An 8,739-nucleotide genomic window follows, 5' to 3' on the forward strand; every position below is an offset into this window, starting at 1 on the left:
AATCGAGCGGTGGTGTCGCAGACGCAATTGGGGCGGCCGTGCCTGTACTCTCACCGGACCTACGGTCCGACCTCCCCACAAGGGGAGGGTAGAAGTTCAGGCGGCGCAGACTTCGCGGATCGAGCTTTCCAGGATGTCGAGTGCTTCGTTCATGACCTCGTCCTGGATGGTGATCGGCGCCAGGAAGCGGATGACGTTGCCGTAGACACCGCAGGTCAGCAGGATCAGGCCCTTGTCGAGCGCCTTCAACCGGATCGCATTGGCGATCTCAGCCGACGGCAGGCCCTTCTTGACGTCGTTGAACTCGACCGCATTCATGAAGCCGAGGCCTCTGATGTCGACGATCTCGGGCACGTCGTCACGGATCGACTGCAGCCGCTGCTTCAGCCTTGCGCCCAGCGTGTTGGCGCGGTCGCACAGGTTTTCGTCCTCGATCACGTCGAGCACGGCGTGCGCGGCGGCAACACCGATCGGGCTGCCGCCATAGGTGCCGCCGAGCCCGCCGGGGCCGGGCGCATCCATGATTTCGGCGCGGCCAGTGACCGCGGCCAGCGGGAAACCGCCGGCCAGGCTCTTGGCCATGGTGGTGATGTCTGCGGCCACCTCATGGTGATCCATCGCAAACATCTTGCCGGTGCGGGCAAAGCCGGTCTGCACTTCGTCGGCGATCAGCAGCATGCCGTGCTGGTCGCAAAGCTTGCGCAGCGCAACCAGGAAGTCACGCGGCGCGTCGTAGAAACCGCCTTCGCCCTGAACCGGCTCGATGATGATGGCTGCGACGCGGGCCGGATCGACATCGGCCTTGAACAACCGGTCGAGGGCCGCCAGCGAATCGGCGACCGAGACACCGTGCAGCGGCACCGGGAACGGCGCATGATAGACGTCGCCCGGCATGGCGCCGAAGCCGACCTTGTAGGGCACGACCTTGCCGGTCAGCGCCATGCCCATGAAGGTGCGGCCATGGAAGCCGCCGGCGAAGGCGATGACCGCCTGACGGCCGGTGGCATTGCGGGCGATCTTGATCGCGTTCTCTACCGCCTCCGCCCCGGTGGTGACGAAGATCGTCTTCTTCTCGAACTTGCCGGGCAGCATGCCGTTCAGCCGTTCGGCCAGGCGCACATAGCTCTCATAGGGCACCACCTGGTGGCAGGTGTGGGTGAAGCGGTCGAGCTGTGCCTTGACCGCCTCGATCACCCTGGGATGGCGATGCCCGGTGTTGACGACGGCGATGCCCGAGGAGAAATCGATATAGCGACGCCCCTCGACATCCCAGATTTCCGAATTTTCAGCCCGGTCGGCATAGATCTGCGTGGTCATGCCGACGCCGCGGGAAATCGATTGGTTCTTGCGTTCGGAAATGGCTGAATTCTTCATCGTATCCCTCACCGGGCCGGCGCCCGTCCTGTTGATGCCGTTGAGACGTCTTCTGACCTTATTTCACGTTTTCCTCAAGTCGGCACCACCGGCAGGCGATTGGGCCTGCGACAGGTGGATCCCGGCGCTTAACCAGTTGCCCGATACACGTACGACACCGGTTTCCTTTTCCCGGGGATCGACTATCCTCCAGATATCCGCGAGGTCTCGCGATCCGCGCTAGCCGCCCACGGGGCTGGGGGAGTCCATGAGCAGGAACGCGACATCGTCCGTCTCGCGGCCGTCGGTCAAAACCCCCTGCCTGTTTTCTTGTCCGATCGCCTCGGTGCTTTTCGCTTGCACGGCGGCTCTTCTGCTAACCGGCTGCCAGAAGCAGGAGGCGGCGGACAAGAAATTGCCGGTCATGGTGCGCACCGAAACCGTGGCGATGGCCGACTATGCGCCGAGAACCTCGCTGACCGGGGTGATCGCGGCGCGTACGCTGAACAATCTGTCGTTCCGGGTCGGTGGTCGCGTCGCCGAACGGTTTGTCGATGTCGGCCAGCATGTCGGTCAAGGCACGGTGCTCGCCCGGATCGATCCGCAGGAGCAGGAATCCGATTTGCGCTCAGCGCAGGCCGATCTCGACGCGGCGCAGGCGCAATTGACCCAGTCCGCCGCCGCCTTCGAACGGCAGAAGACGCTGCTCGCCCAGGGTTTTACCACCAGGCGCGATTATGACGCCGCGGACCAGGCCCTGAAGGTGGCACAAGGCAGCGTCGATGCCGCGCAGAGCGCTTTCTCCAACGCCCAGCAAAACCTGTCCTTCACCGAGCTCAAGGCCGGCGCCGCCGGCGTGATCACCGCCCGCCAAGTCGAAACCGGCCAAGTGGTGCAAGCCGCGCAAACCGTCTTCACCGTCGCCGAGGACGGTGACCGCGACGCCGTGTTCAATGTGCAGGAGACGCTGATCGCCAAGACACCGGCATCGCCTGCGGTGACGATCACGCTGTTGTCCGATCCGCAGGTCAGGGCGACGGGCAAGGTCCGCGAAATCTCGCCTGCGGTCGACCCGGCTTCGGGCTCGATCCGGGTCAAAATCGCCATTCCCGACACGCCCGCCGGCATGCCGCTTGGGGCAGCCGTCATCGGCACGGTAAGCGCCAAGCCGGCGAAGGCGATCCTGCTGCCTTGGCAGGCGCTGACGTCCAGCGGCGGCAAGCCGGCGGTCTGGATCGTCGATCCCTCGACCAAGGCAGTGACGATGGCGCCGGTCGAAGTGCTGGCGTTCAATTCGGGCACGGTCGTGATCGCCAAGGGGCTGGACGCGGGCCAGAGCGTCGTCACCGCTGGAGGACAGCTGCTCAGCCCTGGACAGACGATCGAGATATCGGGAGCGGGCCAATGAGCCGGACGCCACGCATCCTGCTCGGCGTGCTCATGCTCGGCGCGCTGGCATCCTGCTCCAAGTCGGAGGAAAAGCCGCCCGAGATCGTCCGACCGGTGCTGTCGATGGTGATCGAGCCGCGCACCACGCAAATCTTCGGTTTTGCCGGATCCGTCGAACCGCAGGTCAGCGCCGACCTGGCCTTCCGCCTGCTTGGCCGGGTCGTCTCGCGCGACGTCCAGGTCGGTGACATCGTCAGCAAGGGCACGACGATAGCGGCACTGGATCCGACCGCACTGGAGTTGGGCCTCCAGGCGGCCAAGGCGGAACTGTCCAATGCCGAGGCGCAGCTCGCCAACGCCGCCGCCAGCGAGGAACGGCAGCGCCAGTTGCTCGCCTCGGCCAACGCCACGCAAGCTGTCTTCGATGCCGCGCAGCAGGCGCGCAAAGCTGCGGAGGCAGGTGTCGAGCGGGCCAAGGCTTCGCTTGCCAAATCGCAGGAACAGCTCGGCTATGCCAGGCTGTTCTCTGATTTCGACGGTGTCGTCACCGCGGTCGGCGCCGAAGTTGGCCAGACGGTCTCGCCCGGCCAGACCGTCGTCACCGTGGCGCGTTCGGACCTGCGCGAGGCGGTGGTCGACATTCCCGATCAATTGACCGGTGATCTTGAGGCCGGCACGCCCTTCCAGGTGATCCTGCAGTCGCTGCCTACGATCCAGACCGGGGCCAAGCTGCGCGAGATCGCACCGCAATCCGAGGGCTCGACCCGCACGCGGCGCGTCAAGCTGACGCTCACGGATCCGCCACAGGCCTTCCGGCTCGGCTCGACGGTGACGGCGACCCGCGTGACCAAGGTGGCACCGACGATAGAACTGCCCATGTCGGCGCTGTTCGAAAAGAATGGTGCCGCGAAAGTGTGGATCGTCGACCCGCAGACATCCAGCGTGAACGCACGCGACATAAAGGTCACGTCGAAGAATGGCGGCACCTTCACGGTGGCCGAGGGGCTGGAGGCCGGCATGCGTGTTGTCACGGCGGGCGTCCACAGCCTGAGCGAAGGCCAGAAGGTGACAGTGCCTGAGGGAGGGGCCTCATGAAAGGCTTCAATCTCTCCGACTGGGCGCTCAACCACCGCTCCATGGTCTGGTATTTCATGCTTGTCTTCGTCGTGGCTGGCGTGTTCTCCTACCTCAATCTCGGCCGTGAAGAAGACCCCAATTTCACCATCAAGACGATGATCATCCAGGCCAACTGGCCGGGCGCCTCGGTCAGGGAAACCGTGCAGCAGGTGACCGACCGTGTCGAGAAGAAACTCGAGGAACTCGACAGCCTCGACTACACCAAATCCGTCACCACGGCCGGCCAGACCGTCATCTTCGTCAACCTGAAGGACACCACCAAAGCACGCGATGTCGTGCCGAACTGGATTCAGGTGCGCAACATGGTCAACGACATCCAGGCGCAGTTTCCGCAGGGGGTGCAGGGACCCTTCTTCAACGACCGCTTCGGCGACGTCTATGGCAACATCTATGCCTTTACGTCGGACGGGCTGACGCCGCGCCAGCTGCGCGACTATGTCGAGGACGCCAGAACAAAAATCCTGACCGTGCCCAACGCCGGCAAGGTCGACCTCGTCGGCGCCCAGGACGAGGCGATCTATCTCGAATTCTCGACCCGCCAGATCGCCGCCCTCGGCCTCAACCAGCAAGCGATCGTGGCGAGCCTGCAGGCGCAGAACGCGATCACGCCGTCCGGCGTCATCCAGTCCGGGCCGGAGCGCATCAGCGTGCGGGTCGGCGGGCAGTTCACCTCCGAGGACAGCCTGCGCGCCATCAATCTGCGCGTCGATGACCGTTTCTTCCGCCTCAGCGACGTGGCGACGATCACGCGCGGCTATGTCGATCCGCCTACGGCGCTATTCCGCTTCAACGGCCAGGACGCGATCGGGCTCGCCATCGGCATGAAACCCAACGCCAACCTGCTCGAATTCGGCGAGGCGCTGCACAAGGAGATGGACAAGGTGCTGGCCGACCTGCCGGTCGGTGTCGGCGTGCATCTGGTGGCCGACCAGCCGGTCATCGTCGAGGAGGCCGTCTCGGGCTTTACGCGCGCGCTGTTCGAGGCGGTCGCCATCGTGCTCGCCGTGTCGTTCATCAGCCTCGGCATGCGCGCCGGCTTCGTCGTGGCGCTGTCGATCCCGCTGGTGCTGGCCATCACCTTCACGGTCATGGCCTATCTCGGCATTTCGCTGCAGCGTATTTCCCTGGGGGCGCTGATCATCTCGCTCGGGCTTCTGGTCGACGACGCGATGATCGCGGTCGAGATGATGGTGGCGCGGCTGGAGGTCGGCGACAATCTGCGCAAGGCGGCGACCTATGTCTACACATCGACCGCCTTTCCGATGCTGACCGGTACGCTGGTGACGGTCGCCGGCTTCATCCCGATCGGCCTCAACAACAGCGCCGCCGGCGAATATACCTTCACCCTGTTCGTGGTCATCGCCGTTTCGCTGCTGGTGTCATGGGTCGTGGCGGTGCTGTTTGCGCCACTGCTCGGCGTCACCATCCTGCCGGCGACGATGAAAACCAAGCATCACGACCAGCCTGGCCGCTTCACCTCGCTTTTCCGGCGCGTGCTTGTCGGCTCGGTGCGACATCACTGGCTGACGATCATCGTCACCGTGCTTTTGTTTGCCGGCTCGATCGCCGGCTTCGGGCTGGTGCAGCAGCAGTTCTTTCCGCCATCGGACCGGCCGGAGCTGATCGTCGACTGGAACCTGCCGCAGAATGCCTCGATCGCCGATACGCGCGACCAGATGGAGCGGTTCGAGCAGCGGGCGCTGGTCGGCAATCCCGACATCGACCATTTTTCGTCCTATATCGGCCAGGGCGCGGTGCGTTTCGTGCTCGCCTATGACGTGCAGCCGGCCAACCCCTATTTCGGCCAGACCGTCATCGTCACCAGAAGCATCGCGGCCCGCAACCGGGTCAAGCCGGCGCTTGAAAAACTGCTGCGCGAGGAGTTCGTCGGCACCGACGCCTTCGTCAAGCCGCTCGAACTCGGACCGCCGGTCGGCCGCCCGGTGCAATATCGCGTCGGCGGTCCCGACATCCAGACGGTGCGCGAACTGGCGCAGCAATTCGCCGGTGTCATCTCCGCCAATCCAAAACTTGCCGCGCCGACCTTCGACTGGAACGAGCCGCAGCGTGTGCTGAGGGTCGACGTGCTGCAGGACAAGGCACGCCAGCTCGGTATCACCTCCTCCGACATCGCCAGCGCGCTGAACAGTACGGTCGGCGGCGCCACCATCACGCAGGTGCGCGACGCCACCTACCTGATCAATGTCGTGGCGCGCTCGCGTGGGTCCGAACGCGGCTCGATCGAAACCTTGCAGAACATGCAGCTGCCGACCAGTACCGGCGAGGCGATCCCGCTCGCGGCCGTCGCCAACTTCCGCTACGATCTGGAGCAGCCAACGGTGTGGCGACGCGACCGCATCCCGACCATCACCGTGCGCGCCGGACTGGTCGGCGACGTGCTGCCGGCCACCGTCGTCAACGAGTTGAAGCCGTCGGTCGATGCCTTCACCGCCAAGCTGCCGCCGGGCTATTCGATCGCCACCGCCGGCTCGGTCGAGGAGAGTGCCAAAAGCCAGGGACCGATCGCCGCCGTCGTGCCGTTGATGCTGTTCGTCATGGCGACGATCCTGATGGTGCAATTGCAAAGCTTCCAGCGCCTCTTCCTGGTGGTGGCGGTGGCGCCACTCGGCCTGATCGGCGTGGTGGCGGCCCTGGTGCCGAGCGGAGCACCGCTCGGCTTCGTCGCCATCCTCGGCGTGCTGGCGCTGATCGGCATCCTGATCCGCAATTCGGTCATCCTGATCGTGCAGATCGAGGATCTCGTCCGGGAAGGCAAGGACCGCTGGGCCGCTGTCATCGAAGCGACGGAACACCGCATGCGGCCGATCGCGCTGACGGCCGCCGCCGCCAGCTTGGCGCTGATCCCGATCGCACGTGAAGTGTTCTGGGGCCCGATGGCCTATGCCATGATGGGCGGCATCATTGCCGGCACGGCGATTACGTTGCTGTTCCTGCCGGCGCTTTATGTGACGTGGTTCAGGATCAAGGAGCCGAAAGCCCAGGAAGAGCCACCCGTGGAGAGCGGCGAACCGGTGCAAGCCCAGACTTAAGGCTTTGGCAGGTCACTCGTTATCGTTGGAGGGTACGGGGCGTGACTTGGCGCGCCGCCATGGCGACGATTTCGAGGCGCGCCAAGCACGCCAACCTTTCGGCAAATCGGCCAACTCCAGGATGGTTTCATCCAGTTGAACCACCTCTTGCAGGCCTACGAGCATTATCTCGCGTTCATCCCAATCTCGAATGTCGCTACTGTAGAATTGCCAACTGCCACCTTCGTCGTTGTAGCTGTCGTCGTCGTCATCTTCATGCACAACGTATGCGATCCAGTCGCCACGTTTAAATAGGCTCTTGTCCGACAACACCGCGAGATTGGGCGGATCCGCAAATTTCGGCGCAAAAGAGAAAACGAATTCAGGCGGTTCTCACAAACCCATCGCTGGCCCGCAAAAGATTGCGCGTGTAATCCTTGGTCACGCGGCGTTCGACAAGTTCAGCCGCCACCAGATTCTCCACCGCCTCGCCGCTTTGCATCACCATCAGCCGCTCGCACATATGGGTGATGATGGCGAGGTCGTGGCTGACCATCAGGAAGGTCAGCTTGCGCCGCTTGCGTACCTCTTCCAACAGGTTGAGCACTTCCGCCTGCACCGAGGCATCGAGCGCCGAGGTCGGCTCGTCGAGCAGCAGGATCGACGGTTCGAGAATGAGTGCACGCGCAATCGCCACGCGCTGGCGCTGGCCGCCGGAGAGCTGGTGCGAATAGCGGAACCGAAAACCGTTGCCGAGGCCGACCTCGTCGAGCGCCCGCTGGATGCGCTTTTCGCCGTCGGCAAAGCCATGGATGGCAAGCGGCTCCTGCAGCAGACGGTCGACGGTCTGGCGTGGGTGCAGCGAGCCGTACGGATCCTGGAAGACCATCTGCACTTCGCGGTAGAAGGCCTTGTCGCGGCGTGCGCCGAGCGTCTTGCCGTTGACGGCGATGCCGCCCGAAGCGACCGGTGCAAGGCCGGCGATGGCCCGCAGCAGCGTCGATTTGCCGGAGCCGGATTCACCGACCAGGCCGAAGGATTCGCCCGGCTGCACGTCGAGGCTGACGCCCTTCAGTGCGCGAAAACGGTCGAAGATCACTTCCAGCCTGTCGACGGCAATCGCGGAAGTCATGCCGCCCACTCCGGCTTGCGGTCGAGCACCGGCAGCGGGTGGCGGTCGGCGCCGATCTTGGGCATGCAATTGAGCAAGCCGCGCGTGTAGGGATGCTGGGCATGGCCGAGTTCGGACGCCTTGAGCTGCTCTACCACCTTGCCGGCATACATGACGATGACGCGGTCGCAGAAGGACGAGACCAGACGCAGATCGTGCGAGATGAAGATCAGCCCCATGCCGCGCTCACTGACCAGCCGGTCGAGAATGCCGAGCACATCGAGCTGCACGGTGACGTCGAGCGCCGAGGTCGGCTCGTCGGCGATCATCATTTCCGGACCGGCGATCAGCATCATGGCGATCATGGCGCGCTGGCCCATGCCGCCCGAAACTTCATGCGGATGCAGGTTGAAGACGCGAGAGGGATCACGGATCTGCACCGCCTCCAGCATGGCCAATGCGCGGTCGCGCGCCTCGGCCTTGCCGACCTTTTCATGGGTGCGCAGCGTCTCGACGATCTGGCGGCCGATGCTCATGACAGGGTCGAGCGAATATTTCGGGTCCTGCAGGATCATGGCGATGCGTTTGCCGCGCAGCTTCCGACGTTCGCGCGGCGAGACGCTGAGCAGGTCGATGCCGTCGAAGGCGAGCTTGTTGGCCGATATCCGGGCCTGCGGCGGCGTCAGGCCCATGATGGCGCGGCCGGTTTGCGATTTTCCC

At 64.4% G+C, this 8,739-nt stretch carries 7 protein-coding genes; 3 read left to right on the top strand and 4 right to left on the bottom strand.

Annotated features, from left to right (window positions below; translation table 11 throughout):
• Window positions 1–96 precede the first annotated feature (96 nt).
• Entirely contained in the window at window positions 97–1,374 is a 1,278-nt protein-coding gene (locus EOB49_RS31145) for a 4-aminobutyrate--2-oxoglutarate transaminase (protein ID WP_023811424.1), read from the bottom strand.
• Window positions 1,375–1,621: 247 nt separating this feature from the next.
• Here EOB49_RS31145 and EOB49_RS31150 point away from each other — a divergent pair, with 247 nt between their 5' ends.
• The 3 genes from EOB49_RS31150 to EOB49_RS31160 are packed head-to-tail and all read left to right on the top strand — an operon-like array spanning window position 1,622 to window position 6,929.
• On the top strand, window positions 1,622–2,761 hold the full coding sequence (locus EOB49_RS31150) for an efflux RND transporter periplasmic adaptor subunit (protein WP_127383233.1): 1,140 nt from the start codon (window positions 1,622–1,624) through the stop codon (window positions 2,759–2,761).
• Entirely contained in the window at window positions 2,758–3,837 is a 1,080-nt protein-coding gene (locus EOB49_RS31155; RefSeq protein ID WP_127383234.1) for an efflux RND transporter periplasmic adaptor subunit, read from the top strand. Before EOB49_RS31150 ends, EOB49_RS31155 begins: the two co-directional genes overlap by 4 nt.
• The gene (locus EOB49_RS31160) at window positions 3,834–6,929 is read left to right on the top strand and encodes an efflux RND transporter permease subunit (RefSeq protein WP_127383235.1); all 3,096 of its coding nucleotides are present in this window, start codon (window positions 3,834–3,836) and stop codon (window positions 6,927–6,929) included. Before EOB49_RS31155 ends, EOB49_RS31160 begins: the two co-directional genes overlap by 4 nt.
• Window positions 6,930–6,941: 12 nt before the next feature.
• Here the strand turns inward: EOB49_RS31160 and EOB49_RS31165 are convergent, their stop codons facing one another.
• The 3 genes from EOB49_RS31165 to EOB49_RS31175 form a co-directional block, all read right to left on the bottom strand.
• A complete protein-coding gene (locus EOB49_RS31165) occupies window positions 6,942–7,190 on the bottom strand; it encodes a hypothetical protein (RefSeq protein WP_127383236.1) in 249 nt (82 codons plus the stop codon).
• 100 nt (window positions 7,191–7,290) lie between these two features.
• Window positions 7,291–8,040, bottom strand: a complete 750-nt coding sequence (locus EOB49_RS31170) for an ABC transporter ATP-binding protein (RefSeq protein WP_127383237.1) — start codon at window positions 8,038–8,040, stop codon at window positions 7,291–7,293.
• Window positions 8,037–8,739, bottom strand: a 703-nt coding sequence (locus tag EOB49_RS31175) for an ABC transporter ATP-binding protein (RefSeq protein ID WP_245472909.1), incomplete at its 5' end; no start/stop codon positions are given. The genes EOB49_RS31175 and EOB49_RS31170, both read right to left, overlap by 4 nt.

It is taken from the genome of Mesorhizobium sp. M7A.F.Ca.MR.148.00.0.0 (genome assembly GCF_003997735.1).
GTDB lineage: Bacteria > Pseudomonadota > Alphaproteobacteria > Rhizobiales > Rhizobiaceae > Mesorhizobium.

What these genes read in the sequence shown, in the direction of transcription:
- EOB49_RS31160 (WP_127383235.1), top strand. Translation starts at nt 3,834, where the DNA reads ATGAAAGGCTTCAATCTCTCCGACTGGGCGCTCAACCACCGCTCCATG.
- EOB49_RS31150 (WP_127383233.1), top strand. Translation starts at nt 1,622, where the DNA reads ATGAGCAGGAACGCGACATCGTCCGTCTCGCGGCCGTCGGTCAAAACC.
- EOB49_RS31155 (WP_127383234.1), top strand. Translation starts at nt 2,758, where the DNA reads ATGAGCCGGACGCCACGCATCCTGCTCGGCGTGCTCATGCTCGGCGCG.
- EOB49_RS31170 (WP_127383237.1), bottom strand. Translation starts at nt 8,040, where the DNA reads ATGACTTCCGCGATTGCCGTCGACAGGCTGGAAGTGATCTTCGACCGT.
- EOB49_RS31145 (WP_023811424.1), bottom strand. Translation starts at nt 1,374, where the DNA reads ATGAAGAATTCAGCCATTTCCGAACGCAAGAACCAATCGATTTCCCGC.